Below are 21,032 nucleotides of genomic sequence, written 5' to 3' on the forward strand. Positions count from 1 at the left end.
AAATGATAAGATGGAAGCAAGAAATGAAAAAGGGTAGAATGAAAGTGGGAGATTTTTCATCTTTTAGGGGGCGTTTTATGACGATTTTGGAGCAATATATGCACCTATGGCTTCAGTATGGAAAAGGAAGATCAGAAGGAGAACAAATAGAAATAACAATACAAAATATATCTGAAACGTTATTTTGTACAGAGAGAAATAGTAAACTAATCATAAAAAAATTGGAAGAACTACATTGGATTATGTGGTTTCCTGGAAGAGGAAGAGGAAATCGTTCGAAATTGTCATTTGAAAAACATCCACTATGTTTAATTTTAGAAAGAGGAAAAGAAATAACGAGACAAGGGGATGTAAAAAGCGGAAACGCCTTTATTGAAAGGTATGAATCGTATTTTCCATCGCTTCAAATACAATTTCAAACTTGGGTCGATTCGATATTTGGTTATCAAGTTGAACGGACATTTCAAGGAAGAAAAGATGTACTACGTTTGCAAGTACAAATGAATCTCGACATCGCAGTAGACCCTGTCTACGCTACAATGCGCTCGGAATGTCATATGGTAAAACATATATTCGACACACTCGTATATGTAGACGGTAATACAAACATTATAGAACCAAGACTTGCATTTCACTGGGAATATAATGATGCTGACAAGATATGGAGGTTTTATTTACGAAAAGGAGTCCGCTTTCATAACGGAAAACAACTTACTGCACATGATGTTATATATTCATTGAATCGATTTAAGAAAGCTCATAACAATCCACACGCATGGATGTTACAACACGTTGCATCTGTCCGTTCTGTAGATGATTATATTGTTGAAATTCAATTATATATGGAAAATAGAATGTTTTTACATATGTTAAGTGCAGAACAGTGTTCTATCGTAAATGAAGATGAAGCAGGAGACTTAATTGGGACAGGTCCTTTTAGGTTAAATAAAAGGGATGAAAATCTATTTATATTAGAAGCTCATCATTTATATTTTCGAGAAAGACCTTTCCTAGATCGAGTTGAATTATGGAATGTAAAGCAAAGTGTAAATACATATGATGTTTTAGTAAAGGCGCAGTATAAAGATAGAGAGAAACATAATAAAGAACTGTCTCGACTTGAGTCGAATGTGACATATATAACATGTAATCTTGCAAAAGAGGGACCAATGCAAGATGAGTTATTTAGGAGAGCGCTATATAAAATCATTCATGGCGATACAATCGTTCAACAACTTGGCGGGGAACGTGGAGAAGTGGCAAAGGAGCTATTATTAGCAAATGATATCGCAATAAAGAGTGAAGAAGATATACAAGGTTTAATTAAGGGAAGTACTTACCGTAATGAAGTGCTACAACTTTATACATTTAAAGGACGGGACCATGTTGAAGATGCACATTGGATACAAAAAGAGTGTTCGAAATATGGTGTGAATATGGAAGTCAATTTTCTTGAAACAGAAGAGTTACTGCACATAAATACGATACAAAAAGCCGATATGATGCATGATAGCGCAACGATTAGTGAACGGTTAGAAGATAGTTTGCTGTACATGTTTCTTACAAAAAACAGTTTCGTTCATCAGCATAGCAATATAAAATTTAATGAAGTATTACAGCCGTATTTTACGGAAAATCAATTAAAGAAACGGGATACATTGTTGCGCGATATTGAGGACACATTGTTACGTCAAATTCATATTATACCGTTATATCGCAACAAGCAAGAGGTAAGTACACATGAAAAAGTACAAAATATAATGATTAATTCACAAGGGTGGATTGATTTTTATAAAATATGGTTTAAACCTTGATGAATAAAGGTTCTTATGCATTTTCCATGAAATGTGTAAGGGCCTTTTTTGTATGTAAAATAGGTTTGTTTTACACATTGTTACGCTACATGTTATAAAAGTATATTTACAGCGTAACAGTGTTATGTTACATTGTTATCAGGAAGGAGTGTTATACAGTTGAGTACAGATTTAATTTCAAAAAAAGATTTATTAGAGCTTACTGGTATTTCATATGGACAGTTATATAGGTGGAAGAGAAAAAATTTAATTCCGGAAGATTGGTTTGTTCGGAAGTCAACATTCACTGGTCAAGAGACATTTTTTCCGAAAGAAAAGATATTAGAGCGTATAGATAAAATCCAAACGATGAAAGAGGATTTATCACTAGATGAATTAGCGAATATGTTTTCACCAAGTGTGACAGAGATTCTTTTAACGAAAGAAGATATCATTCGTAAAGGGATTACATCAGAATCGGTTTTACAATTCTTCATAGAGCAAACGAACAAAACGGCAGACTTTCGATTTGTAGATATTCTTTATGTGTATATGTTAGAAGAATTATTACAGTCAGGCGAAGTTAGTTTGGAAGAAGGGAAAATGGTTCTGCAAGTGTTACGAGAAAATTATGAAGCGATTAAGCATAAAAATTGTGACTTAGTTATGATCCGAAAAATGGGGATTTCTACATGCTTATTAGTATCAAATGTTGAAGATTTGATTTTTGAAAAGGGAACGAAGATTGTTTTACGCGAAGCAATTATGAAATATACCGAAGCATTAAAAACTAAACTATTGTAGTGGAGGAGAAATAATGCGTACAGAAAATTTAATTATAAACGGTTATGGTACATCGAATGGTGGTGAGTTTTATAAAGTACAACTAAATGGAAAAGGGACTGTGAATGGAAATGTTGAATGTGAGCAATTTGAATGTAACGGTTACGGTGCAGTTACTGGCGATTTGAAAAGTAATAGTGCACGAATTAGCGGATCTGGTAAAGTCGATGGCACAGTTCATGCTGAAACGATGCGAATTGATGGAAAAGCAACAATTACGCAAAATGTAAAGGCAGACAGTTTGAAAATTGCAGGAAAAGGTACGATAGGTGGAAATGTCACTGGTGAAGAATTTAAAGTCAATGGTCAAGCCACAATTGACGGTAATTGTGAAGTGGATACTTTTTCTTCAGAAGGACAATTTACAATTGGCGGATTATTAAGCGCTGATGAAATAAATATTAATATTCACGGTACATGTCGAGCGAAAGAAATTGGCGGTCAAACGATTAAAGTAAGACATAGATCAGGTACATTAAGTAGGCTGTTTAAAACAGTATTTGGTTTGCAGTTAGAAGCTGAACTATTAGAAGGTGACAATATCGATATTGATTATGCTCACATAAAAACGGTAAGAGGAAACAATGTTACAGTAGGACCGAACTGTGAGATTGAACTCATTGAGTATACTGGTGTTCTTACTGTTGATAAAAGTGCAAATGTAAAAGAAATTAAGCAGATGTAAGGGAAGGGAGAAATCAGTATGGAACATCAACATAGTCTTACAGTGAATGGTTCGGGTAGTTCGGCAGGCGGAGATTATAATAAAGTGAAGATTCGCGGCGAAGGAACAATTTCTAACGATATGAGTTGCAATGACTTTAAAACGTACGGCACAAGCGACGTGCGCGGTAATATGAAAGTTAAAAATTATGTCGTGTATGGAGATAGTGAAGTACAAGGGAATGTAAATGCTGAATATATAAAAGTATACGGTAACACAAAAATAAATGGTGATGCTCATATTGAAAAAATAAAAGTTAGAGGTATGATAGATATTGCAGGAAAGTTTTCAGGTGATTTTGTCGATGTAAAAGGTGCTTTAAATGTGAAGGGAGATATTGAAGTGGAGGAACTATCACTAACGGGTGGTCTTGAAAGTGATGGATTACTTAATGCCGAAAATATTGAAATTTCACTCCGTTATGAAGGAAGTAAAATAAGAGAAATCGGGGGTAAAAAGATTACAGTTCGTAAAAAATCGCGATTCGTTCCATTTATAAGTCATGCTGGGAACCTTCAAACATCAATTATTGAAGGAGATGATGTTTATTTAGAACATACTATTGCTGAAGTAGTAAGAGGAAACAACATTACAATTGGACCTGGATGTGAAATTAGTGTTGTAGAATATCATACTAGTTTTAATCAGAAAGGAAATGCATTCGTCAAAGAACATAAACAAATATAAGTAGTACGAGGGAGAATACGAGATATGGTTGAGAAGAATAATAAGCTCGGCTTTGTTGTGGCGGGCTTATTGCTAGGTATACTAATGGCATCAATGGATAATACCATTGTCGTAACGGCGATGGGAACGATTGTTGGTGACTTAGGAGGCCTTGAAAACTTTGTATGGGTCGTTTCTGCCTATATGGTCGCAGAAATGGCAGGTATGCCGATTTTCGGTAAACTATCAGATATGTATGGTAGAAAGAGATTTTTTATTTTCGGTTTAATTGTCTTTATGATTGGTTCGGCACTTTGTGGGACTGCTGAAAATATTACACAGTTAGGTATTTATCGTGCCATCCAAGGTATTGGCGGCGGGGCATTAGTGCCGATCGCGTTTACTATCGTTTTTGATATTTTCCCTCCTGAAAAGCGCGGGAAAATGGGCGGATTATTCGGAGCGGTATTTGGTTTATCAAGTATTTTCGGGCCGTTACTTGGCGCATATATTACAGATTACATTAGCTGGCACTGGGTATTTTATATTAACTTACCGCTTGGCGTTTTAGCACTTATTTTTATCACATTCTTTTATAAAGAGTCACGAGTTCATAGAGAGCAAAAAATTGATTGGTTTGGCGCAATTACTTTAGTTGGTGCAGTAGTTTCTTTAATGTTTGCTTTAGAACTTGGTGGACAAAAGTATGATTGGGATTCTAGCTTTATTTTAAGTTTATTTGGCGGATTCGCTATTTTAGTCATTGCATTTATATTTATTGAACGTAAAGTAGAAGAACCAATCATTTCATTTGAAATGTTTAAACAACGCTTATTCGGAATGAGTACCATTATTGCATTATGTTACGGAGCTGCATTTATGTCAGCAACTGTGTACATTCCGTTATTCATTCAAGGTGTATATGGCGGGACTGCAACAAACTCAGGATTATTACTTTTACCTATGATGCTAGGATCAGTCGTAACAGCGCAGTTAGGCGGATTTTTAACGACTAAGCTGAGCTACCGAAACATTATGATTATTTCTGCTGTTATTATGCTCATCGGATTATTCTTATTAAGTACGTTAACGCCAGAAACAAGTCGTGCCTTATTAACTATTTATATGATTATTATCGGATTTGGAGTAGGTTTCTCATTCTCTGTACTAAGTATGGCTTCAATTCATAACTTCGGTATGGAACAGCGTGGATCTGCGACTTCAACGAGTAACTTCATTCGTTCATTAGGAATGACACTAGGTATTACAATCTTCGGAATGATCCAAAGAACAGGTTTCCAAGATCAATTAGAAGAAGCATTTAAAGATATGAGCGGGGGAATGAATACAAACGCTTTAGGAGATTCAAGAGCTATTCTATCAGAATCGGCAAGATCTCAAATTCCACCGCAAATATTAGATAAAATTATTGACGCTCTTTCTAGCTCAATTGTCCAAACATTTATGTGGGCATTGGTACCAGCTGGTTTAGCATTCATATTTATTTTCTTTATGGGAAATGAGCGCATGGTAATTAAGAAACAACAAACGAATAAAAAGAGTGAGACATCAAAAGCATAATGAAAAAGCTCCTTTCCAATTGGAAAGGAGCTTTTTCGTATGTACGGTGTTAGATTAGCCTTCGATAATTTCGTATTCTTCGTCTGCAAGTAATAAAATTTGTGTTTTCTTACCTTTGTTTTGAACTTCGATTACATCGTATGCACCTAAGTCTCTTACTTTGCTTTGAGAAGCGTTAACCATAACTTCAATAGAATCAATTAAGATATCTTCTTCAATGTATGATTCAGGCAATGCCATATCTTCAGTATCTAATACACATGCGTATAGATTTTGTAAGTTTTCAGCAGTTGGATTTTGCTCCTCAACATCAATGATGTTTTTTACTGCTTCCACATTTTCTTCTTTTGCTTGGTACACTTTAATTTTAGCCATTGTTTTAATCTCCTTTATAACGTAATCGTAGAGGCTACACCTCATTATAACGTTTTTTTCATGAAAGATGAAATTGTTATATGTATTTATAGTAAAAAATATGTGTTATCACTCATTATTGGTGCAAGATCCTTATTCATATTATGAATCGGGAACTGTATTCCTACGTTAAAGTTATATTGTCCAAGCTTTTCTTATATTCCGCTCATATTATATGTATTAGATAAAACATATAGGGAAGGGATGGAGTGTAAGTGGGTTGTGAGCCGAAACGAAATTATCGTTGTTGCCAAAATAGTATTTGTGAATTTTTGCGAAATCTAAAGCCTTTTACAAAAGTTGAGAGTATTGTAATCGCCGGAAACGAAATTGTTGTATCTTATTTTCTTTCATTTAATAAGAGGAATGGTATCGTATCTTTCGTACAAGAGGATAATGAAGTTATTTTTGTAGATTGCTCTAGGATTGATGCAATTCGAATAGGAAAAGTGTGTAGTTGTAAAACGAAAGTTAAATTTATTGAAGAGGATTTTAGTTTGCTTGGAGATGTTTGTCCACGATGTTTAACAGAGGGGAGTACACTTTTTTTTGACTTTCACAATTCAGAATTGAATTTATCACTACAAGCAAAAACAATTGATGCACCTAGTTGTACTGAGTTTACAGATGAAAATGGCAATGTAGTGAAGCAGGTTACAATAGTTGGGGAAGCAGTTGTTTCTAAAGACTTTATTCAAGTACCGGAACTGTTAAATTTTCGATTAGTTTTATCTGATACGGCTGGGAATCCTTTGAAATTTGGAATACTGTTCATTAATTTCCCTGATCTTACGTTTATTATTCTTTTCGCATCGAGTGGATACCTCAACATTTCGAATTGTTTGAGAATGGAGAGTGAAACTGGTAATGCTGAAATAGAAGAAATGAAAAAGATAATAAATAATGACAATAATACGTACAAGTCAATTATTAAGGTGACTAAAATATATACAAATGGTGCCATAGAATCCTTTACTTCTAAGAAGGAGATATAGCGTATTTATAATTGATTAATCCTCTTACAAGATAGTGAGAGTTTTTATATATATGAATTGAATTGTATTAACGAAAAAATTGCTTTGTTAATATGAATGTTAGTAAAGCAAATAAGAAAAGGGCTATTGAAGTAGCCCTTTTTTACTATGTAAATAGTTGTGAGTAACTTTTATTAAGATTAATTAATAATTGTGTTATTTACTAAATTCTTTTTGAGCTCCCATGTAGCTTCCGATGATATTTTGATAACTTGGAAGGTGCTTAGCAAGTAAAGCTCCAAAGCCTTCAACATCATTTCTCCAGTCACGCTGTAATTCAGCTGCAACGCTAAACCAGTTCATGAGTTGAACTCCCCCATGGGCCATACGCATAAGAGCGGCATTAGCGACTTGTTTATTAAAAGTTCCAGATGCATCAGTTGCCACAAACACTTCATATCCTGCATTTACAGCAGATAGCGCTGGGAATGCAACACAAACATCAGTAACGACGCCTGCGATAATTAGCTGTTTTTTACCTGTTGCTTCAATAGCTTTTACAAATTCATCATTGTCCCATGCGTTTATTTGTTCAGGACGCGCTATTTTAGGCGCATTTGGAAAAAGTTCAATTAATTCTTGCATAAGTGGGCCATTTGGGCCATCTTCAAAGCTAGTTGTTAAAATAACCGGTAGATCAAAAAACTTAGCGGTATTTGCAAGAGCTAAAACATTGTTTTTGAACTCATCAGTGCCATAGTCACGCACTAGGCTAGAAATTAGACCAGTTTGGTGATCCACAAGAAGAACAGCGGAATCACTTTTTGAAAGACGAGAATAAAAATCAGACATTTTATAATCCCCCTTAAAAAGTTTATTTACAAATTAATCTTACAGTTAGTTAGATGGGTTTGGTATACGTGAAAAAGTTTTTCAATAAATTGGTTTTATTTAGATATGAAGATATATATTTTGAAATTGCAAAAGTGAATTTTACTTTTTTGATTAGGTGTTATAATAATTTTATATTTATGAATATTTTATAATTATATGGAATTTAGTAGATGTTTGCTTATATGTAGAATAAAAGGACTTATGAAAAAAGTAGAGGTACATTGATTCTAATGAAAGCAGGAATATAAATGATATATGAAGCGAATATGTATACAAGAGAAAAACTAGTTACTATGTTCGAAGATTTCAATAACGTTGTTTTACTTTCTTATTTACAGGGACATATGGGTACCGCTTGGGTAAATAATCTTGAAAATCCAACAGTAGCGCAAGTTACGATAGGGATTTTCACATTTTATGCTGGGGATTCAAATGCGAAAGAAACAGAAGAATTAGTACGTAATATTCCTGATAGAATGTTAGTAATCGTGAATAGTGAAGAGTGGAAAAAGCGTTTAGAAACATTTTACGGAAGAAAAATAGATAAGTTTTTACGCTATAAATTTAAACGTAATGCGGAAGTTTTTAATCGTTCAAAATTACAATCTTTTATATCAGTGCTTCCAAAAGGATACGAGTTAAGAAGAGTAGATGAAGATATCGTAAATAACCCTACATTACATAAAGTCTCTGAAGATTTTATAAGTCAATTTCAATCAGTTGAAGATTATATAAACCGAGGTATAGGGTATTGTATTTTGCATAAAGGAGAAGTTGTATGCGGTGCATCATCATATAGCATTTATGATAAAGGGATTGAAATTGAAGTAGCGACTGATCACAATTATAGAAAAAAAGGATTGGCGACTATAGTTAGTGCAGCACTAATCTTGGACTGTTTAGAAAAAGAGATATATCCAAACTGGGATGCAGCGAATACTACATCTGCAAAACTAGCAGAAAAGTTAGGATATGTTTTTGATAAGGCATATGATACTTATTTTGTGGATAATAGATAAATGAAAGAGGATTTGTACGAATTGAATAACGTAAAGAATGATGAGGGGACTTTTGCAATCTATAAAAAAACCGGCTTTTTTAGTCGGTTTTTAATTTTTATAGAAGATAAAAATTAATTTCAGCATTCTTATTATTTCTATCATGACAAAGGTTAAGAAAGTCTAATTTATCTAGGTATATATTTGTATAGGCCCAAAATATTAAGTAGTATGTGTTGATCTATTTAAAGAAATTACTCTTTATATTATTAAATGATAAAAGTGACTATGATACAAACCTATGCATTAATAGAAGAAGTACATATACAGTATAGAGAGTTAATTTAATTCTAAATTTTTTGTATAAAGGAGACTATAAATATGAGTGAAGAATGTCCAATTAATGTACCTTGTGAGGTTGAGTCACAAACTCAAACGCCACTATCCGATGAGGCTGCAGCACCTATTATTACACCAGCCCCATTAATAAAAGTACCAGTTGTCTTAGCTGAGAGAACGGTACAAATTGTTGTAGAAGCAAATATTCCGCTTGAGCCTCCAGCAGTTGAAATCAAACGTGTATTAAAAAATGTATTTTTAACACAATGCAAGTTAGTACCAGTTGCTTTTACACCGGTACCTGGTACAAATTACCGCAGAGTAACTAGAGCGAAATTATTTGTAGAAGGCTATATTCGCAAAAATATTGAATATGCATCTGCAACATGTAATGCACCTTTATTTGATCGTATCGCTAATGTTCATTTTTCTGGATTTGCAGACTTAACTGAAACTGACTTTTTTACACTCCCTCTAATCGCAGCTTCTTCAGACGCAGCTTCTCATTTCATCAATCCTAAAAATGGTGATTTGCCGCGTTTGGACAAGTATTTCTTTGAAAACACAGTTTATTATAATGAACAACCATATTGCGAATTAATTGCAGCTAATTTCTTTGAATTAGATTTTTCACCATGTCCTACCCCTTTAAACGATTCATTTGATACACTTCGTGAAAAAATTGTACTAGATCTCACTTTAAAAGTGTTACAAGTACAACAAGTACAAGCGTAAGAACGAAAAGACATTGTCTTTAATAAAAAGACAATGTCTTTTTTATAATTAAAAAACATATATAATGATGAAAATGAATACGTAAGAAATGATGAATTTTTCTGGATTTTATTAGATGGGGGGATGGTGATGAATAAGCCATGGATTGGTAAGGTGCTGTGGGATGAAATTAACAAGGGTAAAAATCTGAATAAACAAGATAATTCACGAGAAAGTATAGTAAAGAAAGAAGAGGAGGTCCCTGAAGTAAAGAAAGAAGAGGAGGTCCCTGAAGTAAAGAAAGAAGAGGAGGTCCCTGAAGTAAAGAAAGAAGAGGAGGTCCCTGAAGTAAAGAAAGAAGAGGAGGTCCCTGAAGTAAAGAAAGAAGAGGAGGTCCCTGAAGTAAAGAAAGAAGAGGAGGTCCCTGAAGTAAAGAAAGAAGAGGAGGTTTCTGAAGTAAAAAAAGAAGATGCAACATCTGCATTAGAGCAAGAAGGCATAACATCTAAATCACAAATAGAACATTCAGTGCGTTCAATGGTAGTGAAAATACCATTTTCAATTATATCTGAAGTGTCTAGTTTTAAAGTGTTTCCAAAAATAAATATAAAAAATCAAGAAGAGTTTGTTTTTCGAAATGAAAAAGATTTAGGTGGGTGTGAATTAGATTCTAAGTTATTAACTACAGTACAACAGTATCATCCGGAGGCTTATTGTGAAATAGTTTGTTTTAACCTTCATGAAAAGAGAGTGCTTATGGAATTATATAATAATAAAGTCATAGGGAATATTGAAGAGAATAAGGTAGAGACATCTTCATGGACCCCTATACATAGCATAATATTAGAGGATAAAAATGAAGGAGAAGTAAATAATGTTATAACAGCCAAGCTACCAATAGAAATAGGAAAATATAAAGGTGAAATTATTTTACGAGAAAAAGTTGTATTTAAAGAAAAAGTCATAGGAATAAAAGAGGTGGAACAGGAGATTGTTTTGACAAAATCTGAATTCTTAGTGCCAAAAGTAATAAAAAAAGGACAAAATACATTTACAGTTGAAAAAGGGAGCTTATTTGTAGAAGGCTATATTTATCAATGTATTGAATACATATCAGAACAAAGTACATTTCATAATAATGCGTATCAATTAATGCAAAATATTGTACTGGAATTAGTCGTTCAAGTAATACAAGAACAGGAAGTACATGTGCGAATTAAATAAAAATGATTATATTCCCTAAATTCTACAAATGGTTTTCCCTCAATAAATTCAGTGTAATATTTATAAAGACTAATTTTTGCTAACGGGGATAGTTACTTTATTATATGAATCTATTTAGATCTATGTAAAAATAAGTGCTAACATGTTTGAAAACAAAATTACTAACACTAATTAAAAACAGAGATAATATTTGGAGTATATGTGGTTTGATTTAAGAATTTAATAAAAAACATTGATAATTACTTGCTATAAATTGATGTGTAATATAAAGTGTTTTCACTTCTTTTTTTACAGGACTCACAATTTAAATAGTAATACATGTTTATCATAATTTTCTAAACACCAATTATATTTTTTTAGAATAATTGGATGGACAATTTCTTTTGTTGTATAAAAACTTTTGAGTTCTTCAAAAGGAAGACAATAAACGTTTTGTATTTCTAATTTTTTCGCAGTTTGTATTAAGAATGACTCGAGCTTTTTAGCTAATTGTAGACCTCTAAATTTAGGGAGAATAAAAATCCCGCCCATTTCTATAGTAACTTTATCTATTTGAACAAGTCGTCCAACACCTGCATATTCATCGTTACATGTAATGATCGCAACTATATCTCGCATTAAGTCAATTGTTACAAAACCTATCGATTTATATTGATTATTAATCCATTCTAAATCATTAAATGTAGCTATTTGAATGCTTATTTGTATCAATGCCCCTGGAAAATTCTATCCATTCTTATTATAAAGAATATACAGAACTTAGAAAGCGGTTAAATTGAAACGATTTTTATTTACAGTTCAAGTTTTGATGAATAGTGCATACAATATAAAGTCTTTTCCTTTCTTCATTTAAGTTTTACGTATATAATTTAAAAGTACTATTATTTAATATTATTATTTTTTATATTTTTAACAGAATAGAGGTTTAAAAATGGGTGTTAAAATCATTACGGATAGTGCGGCGGATTTACCGGTAGAATTGCTGCAGGCATATGATATTGATTTAATTCCACTCCGTGTATATGATGAAGCAGAAACAGAGTATTTAGATGGAGTTACATTAAATTCAGTTACATTATTGCAAAACATGAGAGAAGGCGCAGTGTATAGAACGTCATTGCCTTCACTTGAAACGTTCCAAGAAAAATTTGTTTCTTATGCAAAAGAAGGTAATCCTTGTATATATTTAGCTTTTTCATCTGAACTATCTGGTACATATCAATCGTCAGTTGTTATTAAAGAAGAAGTAAAAGAAACATATGCTGATTTAGATTTAGAAATTATCGATACGAAATGTGCTTCGCTTGGTCAAGGGCTTGTCGTATTAGAAGCTGCTAAAATGGCGAAAGACGGCGCATCAAAAGAAGATATTTTAAAGCGTGTTGATTTTCTAATGAACCATATGGAACATATCTTCACTGTAGCTGACTTACAGTACTTAGTGAGAGGTGGACGTTTAAGTAAAGTAGCAGGATTCATCGGTGGTTTACTAAACATTAAGCCGATCTTAAACGTGGAAGAAGGAAAACTTGTACCACTAGAAAAAGTAAGAGGGAAAAAGAAAGTGCTTGGCCGAATTGTAGATATTATGGAAGAGCGCGGAAAAGACTTAAAAGGTCAAACGGTCGCTATGACTCATGGTGATGACTTAGAAACAGCTGAAGCATTAAAAGCATTAATTACAGAAAGATTTGGCTGTGAAGTATTTATCGTGAATACAATTGGTGCAGCAATCGGAGCACATACTGGACCTGGTGTTATAACGCTATTCTTCTTAAATGAAGTAGAGTAAAGGATTGATCTTTTGATCAATCCTTTTTTGCTATGCTTTGATTGATAGCTGACTTGAAAAAAGATGGTTCCGGTATTATACCGGAACCATCTTTTGCATATTAAAGTTATAAATGTCTTTTTATGAGGAGGCATGTAGTTTTTGTTGATGTATATTATAAAAACTGTCCAACTGGAAAATTGAGGTTTATTGTAGTATGGTGCAATATTGATTTATGGGAATGTGCTTTCTTTGAAAACAAGCGCATTAAAACAGCAACTTCTAATGATTTACTGGATAAAGTATTCTCGCCTTCTCTACCGATAAGTACTACATCGGGTATTACAGACCAAGAGCCAGCACGATTATAAAAGGGAGCTAAAGCTGGTTTACAAGTAAATATTCCGAAATCTATATCGTTTTGTTTTTCAATCCATTCGGTAGCTGCAGCAACTGTTTGTAAACCTAAACCTTCGCCATGATAATCTGGATTAGTCGCTACACAACTAAGGCCGGCTAAATTAAATGTTTGACCATTATGATTGATAGTTTTACGTACTACACCTGCATAGCTGACTAACTTTCCATCTATATAGGAATAAAATGAGCGTACATTAAATTCTTTAAGATGTGTTTCAGGAATTTTTTCTTCAGGAAGAGGATCGGAATCTGGCCAAACCCGCTGTAGCATTACAGCAATTTCACGTCGTACTACACCAGATACTTGATTATAATCGGTTGATTGTACGATATGAGTTGTCATAAGTTATTTCCTCACTTTCTACTATATTTCCATTATATATATCGGAAAGGTTAGTACGTTTTGATTGTTATGTTAATATTCGTATCATTATATATTTAAGTATAGCCTTTGACAATATCTTGACAATCTAAAAAGACATATTAATGCCCATATTTTGGGGAGTTACTGAACATGACCTTTTGCAATATTAGCAGATTTCCTTTTTTACGATCTATCAATAGGGGATACCGATATGAATAGAATCATCTTTTTTATTTGTTAAAATATGAATATTTAAATATGTTAAAAATTATCTATTTCATATATAATTGTCTTGCAGTAATTATTGGTAACTATTTGTAAAAAAGGAGGCAACTATAAAAATGCAAGAGGTTGCTAGGTGGAATTTAGATCGATTGTATTCGAATGAAGATTTTATTTATCCGCTAGTGGAGTTGAAAGCGCAATATAGTGTTGCATACGATGTAGAAACTCTTTCAAAACTTATCCAAGCTATTGAAAAGGCAGAGTACTATTTGTATTGCCGATCGGCTGAAGAAACTGTTTCATCTGAGGTTACTATAGAAACTGCGAAAGTAAAAGAATTAAAAAGGGAAGTGCAAGAAGTAATACAACAAAGTGAAGCGGTAACTTCCGATAATATTAATGCTATGTTAATAAAAGATGAACTTAACGCATGGGAAAGTATGTACATACAATTAAGGAATAAAATAGAAATAGAGCACGATAATAAGCAATTGTCATTTGGCCAAGCAAATAATATTGCAATGAATAGTGATAATGAAAAAGAAAGAGTAGAAGTATTCGAGTTATTAACAAATGCCTTACATAAGGAAAAAGAAATTTTTGCTACTGTATTAAATCAAATAGGGAGATTACGTAATACAAAGAGTAATGAATTAGAAAATAGAGAGATTTTAACAGAATCACTATATGCGAATGGCATTTCTGAAACTGTATTATTACAAATGTGGAATGTGACAGAAGAAAACCTTGATAAATTAGTAAGTGCTTTAAATGTGTATAAGAATGACAGAGTATCGATTTCATGGCATGAGCTTATGACCGTAAAGGAAAATAATGAGGCTAGTATCCCTTTTTCAGTAGCAGTACAAAACATATATGATGCATTAAAAGATATTGATGAAGAATTAGCAGAATTTGCACGTAATGCAATAGAGAGTGGATGGGTAGATGCGGAACCGAGAGAGAATAAACCACCAGGTGGCTTTTGTGCTCCTTTCTTCGGTGAAAAAGAATCACGGATCTCTATGCGTTATGACGGAAGTATCGATAGTGTAAGAGTACTTGCACACGAACTAGGACATGCATGGCATTTTTATAATATGAGCTTTGAACAATCTACTTCTTTTTTAGATGATTATTTGCCAATGAGTACAGCTGAGTCGGCGTCTATTTTCTTTGAAATGGTACTCTTAAACTATTTAATTCAAACAACAGATAGTATAGAAATGAAAAAGTCATTGCTTAATTGGAAAATAAGAAACGGTTTTAATTATATAATGGCAATTCGAGCATCATTTGAATTTGAGAAGAACTTTTATGAAAAATGTAAAGAAGGTCCTTTAAGTGCTGATGAAATCGAGAAATTATCTATAGTAGCGCAAGAAAAAGCATATGGGCATGCGTTATCAGAATATCAGCCGTTTGTTTGGATGAAATATGTTCAGTTTTATATAGCAGATGTACCTTTTTATAATTATCCATACACATTTGGGTATTTAGCTAGTTTTAGTTTATTAGAAATAGCTCAAGAAAGTAAAAATATTTTTCATCCGAAATATAAGGAGTTTTTACGAGAAACAGGAAAAGCTCCAGTGGAAGAACTTATGAAAAAACATTTTGAAATAGATATAGCAAGTTATGCATTTTGGGATAAAGCTTTTAAACAAATTTCTAAAGATATTAATGAATATTTGAGGCTTATTTAGAGTGAAAAAGGGGACAACATACATGAACAGAATCGGCATTATCGGAGCAATGCAAATTGAAATAGACTTACTTTTAGAAAAACTAGTTATAGAAGAAGAACAGACGATTGCGGGAATGCCTTTTTACATTGGCGAATTCATGGGAACAAAAGTAATTATTACACGTTCTGGTGTAGGGAAAGTAAATGCAGCCGCATGTACGCAAACATTAATTCATAAATTTGATGTAGATGCTATCATCAATACGGGTGTTGCTGGCGGGTTACACCCGGATGTGAAAGTTGGTGATATAGTGATTTCAACAAATGTTACACATCATGATGTAAGTAAGACTCAAATGAAAAACTTATTCCCGTTCCAAGAAGAATTTAATGCAAGTAAGAAATTAATAGAATTAGCACGTAAAGCGTGCAATAGCAGTAATTTACATATGAAGGTTCATGAAGGAAGAATTGTAAGCGGTGAATGTTTTGTTGAAGATTCAAAACTAAAAGCGAAATTAATAGATGAATATGCACCGCATTGTACAGAAATGGAAGGTGCAGCAATTGGACATGTCGCCTACATAAATGAAGTACCATTTCTCGTTATACGATGTATTTCTGACAGTGCAGACGATGAGGCTCAAATTTCTTATGATGACTTCGCGAAAACTGCCGCAAATTATTGTTCAGAAATTATCGTTGAGATGCTGAAAAATATTTCGAGTAAAACTTATAGTTCAAAAGGAGAGAATGACATGTTACAAGCATTAATTTTTGATATGGACGGAACGTTATTTCAAACTGATAAAATTTTAGAGTTATCGTTAGATGATACTTTTGATCATTTAAGATCATTACAATTATGGGATACGGTAACGCCAATTGAAAAATACCGTGAAATCATGGGTGTGCCGTTACCGAAAGTTTGGGAAGCTTTATTACCGAATCATTCTATTGAAGTAAGAGAACAAACAGATGCATATTTTTTAGAAAGATTAATTGAAAACATTAAAAGCGGAAAAGGTGCCTTATATCCGAACGTAACAGAAATTTTTACATACATAAAAGAAAATAATTGTTCAATTTATATTGCTAGTAATGGTTTAACTGAATACTTACGAGCAATTGTATCGTATTATGCTTTAGATCAATGGGTTACTGAAACATTTAGTATTGAACAAATAAACTCACTTAATAAAAGCGACTTAGTAAAAAGTATTTTGAACAAATATGATATAAAAGAAGCAGCTGTAGTTGGTGACCGATTATCTGATATAAATGCAGCGAAAGATAACGGTTTAATCGCAATTGGATGCAATTTTGATTTTGCGCAAGAAGAGGAACTTGCTCAGGCAGATATAGTAATAGATGATTTACTGGAGTTGAAGGGGATAGTATCTGGAGTGAAGAATACGCATGCTACGAGTTGAATAAGGTAATAATCATAAAAATGCTCAGAATAAATGATTCTTGAGCATTTTTATGTATTTTCATAGAGGAGGAATTAACTTGAAAGATATATACATTCAACAAATTGAAGATTTAATGATATACGAATACGACTATCTTGTTCAAGAAAGTAAAGACGAAGGATTTAATTTCCTATTAAAACTAATAAATGAATATGAAAATGAGATAAATACATTTAATAAAACTGTTGAATGTTTATATGGTATTTTTCAAGGAGAAAAGTTAATTGGAATTGGAGGGTTAAATGTGGATCCATATACAGAAAACAATAAGATTGGCCGGTTAAGGAGATTTTATATTTCAAAGGACTATAGGCGTACAGGGTTAGGGAACTTATTATTAAATCGCCTATTAAGTCATGCGGAAAAATACTTTCAAATTGTTGTTTTACATACAGATACAAAACAGGGTAATGCGTTCTATTTGGCAAATGGATTTGTAAGAGGGAACATGTATAAAGGCTCTAGTCATTATAAAATATTACAGGAGTAGCTGTCCAAAGAAAAGTTTTGGACAGCTATTTTAGTTGTTGATTTATATTGTGAAAATGAGATTAGGAACCAATCAAGGCATCGATGATTTATGATGGGAATTAGAATAGTTTCCGTCGAAGTGGTTTCTATATTCAGTAGTGGTGAAGTCATCCAATCTATATTATTGAGAATGTAGGGCGAAAGGAAGTTATGATAGTGCTATAAGGTTCCAAACGAACTTGTACATTTGCTCCGGCGTTTGCTAGCTGCGTTACGGCATTCCAAATGATGGTGCTCTTACCTGATCTAACGGCTTTATTATAGGATGCGATTAGTGGGAGGAGTGGATCAGTAGGGATATATTGATTGAGGTTCGTTACATGATAAATTGTTTTGGATATTACAGTCGCAGTCAGCGTAATACCATTTTTAATGACACCAGTCAGTGTTGTCCCATCAAATGAGATGAGTTTGCATGTAAGTATACGATGGTGTTTCATATTTGCTTCTCCTTTATAGTAGATTTATTTTATTTTATGCTTGTCCAACAAATCAGTGTGGACAATTAAATGATTATATAAGGATTGGAACTTAAAAATAGGGAGAGTTTTAGAGGGATTTCAAACTTAAAGATAACGGTTTAATTGCGTATAGAAGTAGCTATCATTTTTTGAAGGCTAATAGTAAAAATAATGTTTGTATAATTTCGTATACAAATTTAATAGTACAAAAAAGAACCTCATCAACTAAATTTTAGTTGATGAGGTAACTTTTCTGTAATCAATTACATTTTAACTTTCATCTGTTTCAATAGAACCTTTGGGTCACCTTTCACATAATAAAAATGAGGATTATTTTCATCATCGTAAAGCATAATATAAGGTTTTTCATTCAGAGGAAGTAAAATAAGTACTTCATCAATCGTTGAATGTAACCATTGATTTACGATAGAAACTGGTTTAGTTAAAGGGATTTTTATCATATGGCCATCTTTCGGAACGACGTTTAAGTTTTTAAATGGACCAGTGATTGCTTTAGCGTATTGGACTGCCTCTTTTTCAGTTGCTGGATCTAAAGATTGTTTTTGAACGACCATTTCTTTTTGACAATCAAACACTTCAATTTGTTTATTTATATTTGCAAAAGCATTTGTTGATAATAAGAAAAACAGAAAAGTAATGACCCCGATTTTTTTTAACATAATACAACACCTCATTATTACTATGCCCTCAGATGCTATAAATATTTTTCTGTCACATTCATGTAACAAAGACGTTGTATGATACAATTGGTTTTTTGCTTAAAAGTAATGGAGGAATAAGAGTGAAAGTATTAATCGCAGATGATGAACAAGATATGTTAAAAATTTTAAAAGCTTATTTTGAAAAAGAAGGCTTTGAGGTTTTGTTAGCGAAAGACGGGGAAGAAGCACTTCAAATTTTTTATGATGAGAGAGTAGATTTAGCTATATTAGATTGGATGATGCCGAAACAGAGTGGTATTGCAGTCTGTCAGGAAATAAAAAAGAATTCAAGTGTAAAAGTGTTAATGCTTACGGCGAAAAGTGAAAGTGAAGACGAATTAGTTGCGCTTCAAAGTGGAGCAGATGAATACGTAAAAAAGCCATTTCATCCAGGGGTACTAATTACTCGAGCGAAAAAACTTGTACAGCATGATGATGTAATTCAAGTGCAAGATGTTAAGATCAATTTCGCGAAAAATAAAGTGTTTAAAAATGATATAGAGTTAGAAATTACAAAAACCGAACTACAGTTAATAAAGTGCTTTTTGCAGCATAAAGGGATGATTTTAACTCGTAAAAAGCTGTTAGATATCGTATGGGGATTTGACTATTTTGGGGAAGAGCGAACGGTTGATACGCATGTAAGAAGATTGCGTAAGAAAATAGGGGAGAATGTTATAAAGACGCATCGCGGGCTCGGATATAGTTTGGAGGAACAAAGTGAATAAACTCGGAAAAAAGCTATTTCTCAGCATTTCTTTAACGGTCATTCTAATTTTTACGATTTCATTATTATTAATCAACTATCTCTTACCGAAATATCATATTTACAAAACACGTGAGAATTTGGATGAATTTACAACACTAATACAAAATGCATCAGTTAAAGATTTTGAAGAAGTTATTCATACAATCGAAAGTGAAAATAACGTTACAATTGCATATACACCAATCAATCAGCCAGAAGAGGATATGAATGAAGCTTTACGCATGCAACTTACGAAAAAGAAAGTAACGCTAAATAAACTTTGGATTACGAAAGACGAAGTACTAAAAGTGAAAATGGAAGGACAATCGAATAAACTGTATGATCAAGAGAAGTTAAAAGCCAGCTTCTTTGCTAAATATATTGCGAAAGATGATTCGCTAATTTTAATTGGGACTTCTATTGCACATTCTAACGAAATTATAAAAACGTTAAATACATTTTATTTATACATTTTTTGTTTCTCACTCCTACTTATTATTTTACTTGTGTGGATACTTTCCAAAATAATAACGACGCCACTGAAAGAGCTAAGTGATGTAGCTCAAGATATTTCACGTTTGAAGTTTAAACGAACGAAAGTGAAAACGAATGATGAAATAGGCGACTTAGCCAACAGTATCAATATTATGAGCGATAAGTTACATGAGGCACATCAAGATTTAACAGATCGGAATGAACATTTAAAACGATTCATGGGTGATGTTACTCATGAATTAAAAACACCAATCGCATTAGTAAAAGCATACTCTATCGGAATAAAAGACGGTTTAGATGATGGTACATACTTAAATACCATTATTAAACAAACAGATCAAATATCAAACTTAATTGAAGAACTATTACGATTTTCCAAATTAGAAAGAGATAGTTTACAAAAAGAAGAATTCCCTATTGAACCACTAGTCCAAAGTATAATAGATAAGCATAAGATTGAATTGGAGTCGAAAGAAATTAAGTTGCGAGTGAAATACAATGCGGATGATTCGATTGTTTATGCGGATGTAAATAAAATGGGAATGGTGTTTCAGAACTTTATTTCTAATGCAATCAAATATACTACGAATCAAAATATAAAAATTAATTTAGAAGAGAGAATAGATGGTGTATATTTTAGTATTCAAAACGGTATTGATGCTGAACAAATTAAAGATATCGATAAAATTTGGGAACCTTTTTACGTTTTAGAGTCTTCGCGAAGTAAAGAAAAATCAGGTACAGGATTAGGACTAGCGATAGTAAAAAGTATTTTAGAGAGACATAGTTTTGATTATGGTGTCTCTATTATAAATGAAGAGGTACAATTTTATGTGAATATAAAAAAAGGCTAATGGAGGATTAGTCTTTTTTTACAGTTTGAGAAATTATCGATAATAGATAATTTCTCAACTTTTATATAAAATTAAAACTGAATTTTCAGTTATTTTGTTATATAGTAAAAGAGAG

General features: G+C 32.7%; 21 protein-coding genes. 15 read left to right on the forward strand and 6 right to left on the reverse strand.

Features of this window, described 5'->3' with window-relative positions; translation table 11 throughout:
- The first annotated feature begins 77 nt into the window (after nt 1–77).
- The 5 genes from EUC40_RS12540 (at nt 78) to EUC40_RS12560 (ending at nt 5,607) form a co-directional block, all read left to right on the forward strand.
- The gene (locus tag EUC40_RS12540; protein ID WP_156575504.1) at nt 78–1,814 is read left to right on the forward strand and encodes an ABC transporter substrate-binding protein; all 1,737 of its coding nucleotides are present in this window, start codon (nt 78–80) and stop codon (nt 1,812–1,814) included.
- Between the two features lie 159 nt (nt 1,815–1,973).
- A complete protein-coding gene (locus EUC40_RS12545; protein WP_000102262.1) occupies nt 1,974–2,597 on the forward strand; it encodes a YhbD family protein in 624 nt (207 codons plus the stop codon).
- Between the two features lie 13 nt (nt 2,598–2,610).
- Nucleotides 2,611–3,321, forward strand: a complete 711-nt coding sequence (locus tag EUC40_RS12550) for a bactofilin family protein (RefSeq protein ID WP_071711930.1) — start codon at nt 2,611–2,613, stop codon at nt 3,319–3,321.
- Between the two features lie 18 nt (nt 3,322–3,339).
- On the forward strand, nt 3,340–4,047 hold the full coding sequence (locus EUC40_RS12555; RefSeq protein WP_156575505.1) for a polymer-forming cytoskeletal protein: 708 nt from the start codon (nt 3,340–3,342) through the stop codon (nt 4,045–4,047).
- 24 nt (nt 4,048–4,071) lie between these two features.
- Nucleotides 4,072–5,607, forward strand: coding sequence for an MDR family MFS transporter (locus EUC40_RS12560; protein WP_071711932.1), 1,536 nt, complete (start codon nt 4,072–4,074; stop codon nt 5,605–5,607).
- Nucleotides 5,608–5,661: 54 nt separating this feature from the next.
- Here EUC40_RS12560 and EUC40_RS12565 read toward each other — a convergent pair whose 3' ends face one another.
- Nucleotides 5,662–5,982 (reverse strand): hypothetical protein, encoded by a 321-nt coding sequence (locus tag EUC40_RS12565; protein ID WP_071711933.1) that lies wholly within the window; start codon nt 5,980–5,982, stop codon nt 5,662–5,664.
- A gap of 254 nt (nt 5,983–6,236) precedes the next feature.
- Here EUC40_RS12565 and EUC40_RS12570 point away from each other — a divergent pair, with 254 nt between their 5' ends.
- Nucleotides 6,237–7,016 carry a BC_2878 family exosporium-associated protein gene (locus EUC40_RS12570; RefSeq protein ID WP_156575506.1) on the forward strand — a complete coding sequence of 260 codons (780 nt, stop codon included), beginning with the start codon at nt 6,237–6,239 and terminating at the stop codon, nt 7,014–7,016.
- Between the two features lie 195 nt (nt 7,017–7,211).
- Here the strand turns inward: EUC40_RS12570 and ycaC are convergent, their stop codons facing one another.
- Nucleotides 7,212–7,847: an isochorismate family cysteine hydrolase YcaC gene (gene ycaC, locus EUC40_RS12575; RefSeq protein WP_156575507.1), complete on the reverse strand. Its 636-nt coding sequence runs from the start codon at nt 7,845–7,847 to the stop codon at nt 7,212–7,214.
- Between the two features lie 290 nt (nt 7,848–8,137).
- Here ycaC and EUC40_RS12580 point away from each other — a divergent pair, with 290 nt between their 5' ends.
- From EUC40_RS12580 to EUC40_RS12590, 3 genes are all read left to right on the forward strand, one after another.
- Nucleotides 8,138–8,908 (forward strand): GNAT family N-acetyltransferase, encoded by a 771-nt coding sequence (locus tag EUC40_RS12580; protein ID WP_156575508.1) that lies wholly within the window; start codon nt 8,138–8,140, stop codon nt 8,906–8,908.
- A 360-nt stretch (nt 8,909–9,268) separates the two neighbouring features.
- Nucleotides 9,269–9,961, forward strand: coding sequence for a CsxC family protein (locus tag EUC40_RS12585; RefSeq protein WP_156575509.1), 693 nt, complete (start codon nt 9,269–9,271; stop codon nt 9,959–9,961).
- 129 nt (nt 9,962–10,090) lie between these two features.
- Nucleotides 10,091–11,164, forward strand: a complete 1,074-nt coding sequence (locus EUC40_RS12590) for a BC_2427 family protein (RefSeq protein ID WP_156575510.1) — start codon at nt 10,091–10,093, stop codon at nt 11,162–11,164.
- A gap of 297 nt (nt 11,165–11,461) precedes the next feature.
- Here the strand turns inward: EUC40_RS12590 and EUC40_RS12595 are convergent, their stop codons facing one another.
- Entirely contained in the window at nt 11,462–11,866 is a 405-nt protein-coding gene (locus EUC40_RS12595; protein ID WP_156576938.1) for a GNAT family N-acetyltransferase, read from the reverse strand.
- A 229-nt stretch (nt 11,867–12,095) separates the two neighbouring features.
- On the opposite strand from EUC40_RS12595, the gene EUC40_RS12600 reads away from it, so the two are divergent.
- Complete coding sequence (locus EUC40_RS12600) at nt 12,096–12,956, forward strand: DegV family protein (protein ID WP_156575511.1); 861 nt, start codon at nt 12,096–12,098, stop codon at nt 12,954–12,956.
- A 154-nt stretch (nt 12,957–13,110) separates the two neighbouring features.
- Here EUC40_RS12600 and EUC40_RS12605 read toward each other — a convergent pair whose 3' ends face one another.
- Nucleotides 13,111–13,698, reverse strand: a complete 588-nt coding sequence (locus tag EUC40_RS12605; RefSeq protein ID WP_156575512.1) for a GNAT family N-acetyltransferase — start codon at nt 13,696–13,698, stop codon at nt 13,111–13,113.
- A 362-nt stretch (nt 13,699–14,060) separates the two neighbouring features.
- Between EUC40_RS12605 and EUC40_RS12610 the strand changes: the two genes are divergently transcribed.
- From EUC40_RS12610 to EUC40_RS12620, 3 genes are all read left to right on the forward strand, one after another.
- On the forward strand, nt 14,061–15,650 hold the full coding sequence (locus EUC40_RS12610) for a M3 family metallopeptidase (RefSeq protein ID WP_156575513.1): 1,590 nt from the start codon (nt 14,061–14,063) through the stop codon (nt 15,648–15,650).
- Between the two features lie 22 nt (nt 15,651–15,672).
- Nucleotides 15,673–17,064 carry a 5'-methylthioadenosine/adenosylhomocysteine nucleosidase gene (locus tag EUC40_RS12615; protein ID WP_156575514.1) on the forward strand — a complete coding sequence of 464 codons (1,392 nt, stop codon included), beginning with the start codon at nt 15,673–15,675 and terminating at the stop codon, nt 17,062–17,064.
- A gap of 79 nt (nt 17,065–17,143) precedes the next feature.
- Nucleotides 17,144–17,596, forward strand: coding sequence for a GNAT family N-acetyltransferase (locus tag EUC40_RS12620; protein WP_156575515.1), 453 nt, complete (start codon nt 17,144–17,146; stop codon nt 17,594–17,596).
- 157 nt (nt 17,597–17,753) lie between these two features.
- Here EUC40_RS12620 and EUC40_RS12625 read toward each other — a convergent pair whose 3' ends face one another.
- Together EUC40_RS12625 and EUC40_RS12630 are read right to left on the reverse strand one after the other, a co-directional pair.
- A complete protein-coding gene (locus EUC40_RS12625; RefSeq protein WP_156575516.1) occupies nt 17,754–18,077 on the reverse strand; it encodes a hypothetical protein in 324 nt (107 codons plus the stop codon).
- A 284-nt stretch (nt 18,078–18,361) separates the two neighbouring features.
- Nucleotides 18,362–18,778 carry a hypothetical protein gene (locus tag EUC40_RS12630; RefSeq protein WP_156575517.1) on the reverse strand — a complete coding sequence of 139 codons (417 nt, stop codon included), beginning with the start codon at nt 18,776–18,778 and terminating at the stop codon, nt 18,362–18,364.
- A 122-nt stretch (nt 18,779–18,900) separates the two neighbouring features.
- Between EUC40_RS12630 and EUC40_RS12635 the strand changes: the two genes are divergently transcribed.
- Nucleotides 18,901–19,548: a response regulator transcription factor gene (locus tag EUC40_RS12635; RefSeq protein WP_156575518.1), complete on the forward strand. Its 648-nt coding sequence runs from the start codon at nt 18,901–18,903 to the stop codon at nt 19,546–19,548.
- Complete coding sequence (locus EUC40_RS12640) at nt 19,541–20,917, forward strand: HAMP domain-containing sensor histidine kinase (protein WP_156575519.1); 1,377 nt, start codon at nt 19,541–19,543, stop codon at nt 20,915–20,917. The genes EUC40_RS12635 and EUC40_RS12640 overlap by 8 nt, the downstream gene beginning before the upstream one ends.
- Nucleotides 20,918–21,032: the final 115 nt, after the last annotated feature.

Source organism: Bacillus luti (assembly GCF_009739945.1).
Classification (GTDB): domain Bacteria; phylum Bacillota; class Bacilli; order Bacillales; family Bacillaceae_G; genus Bacillus_A; species Bacillus_A luti.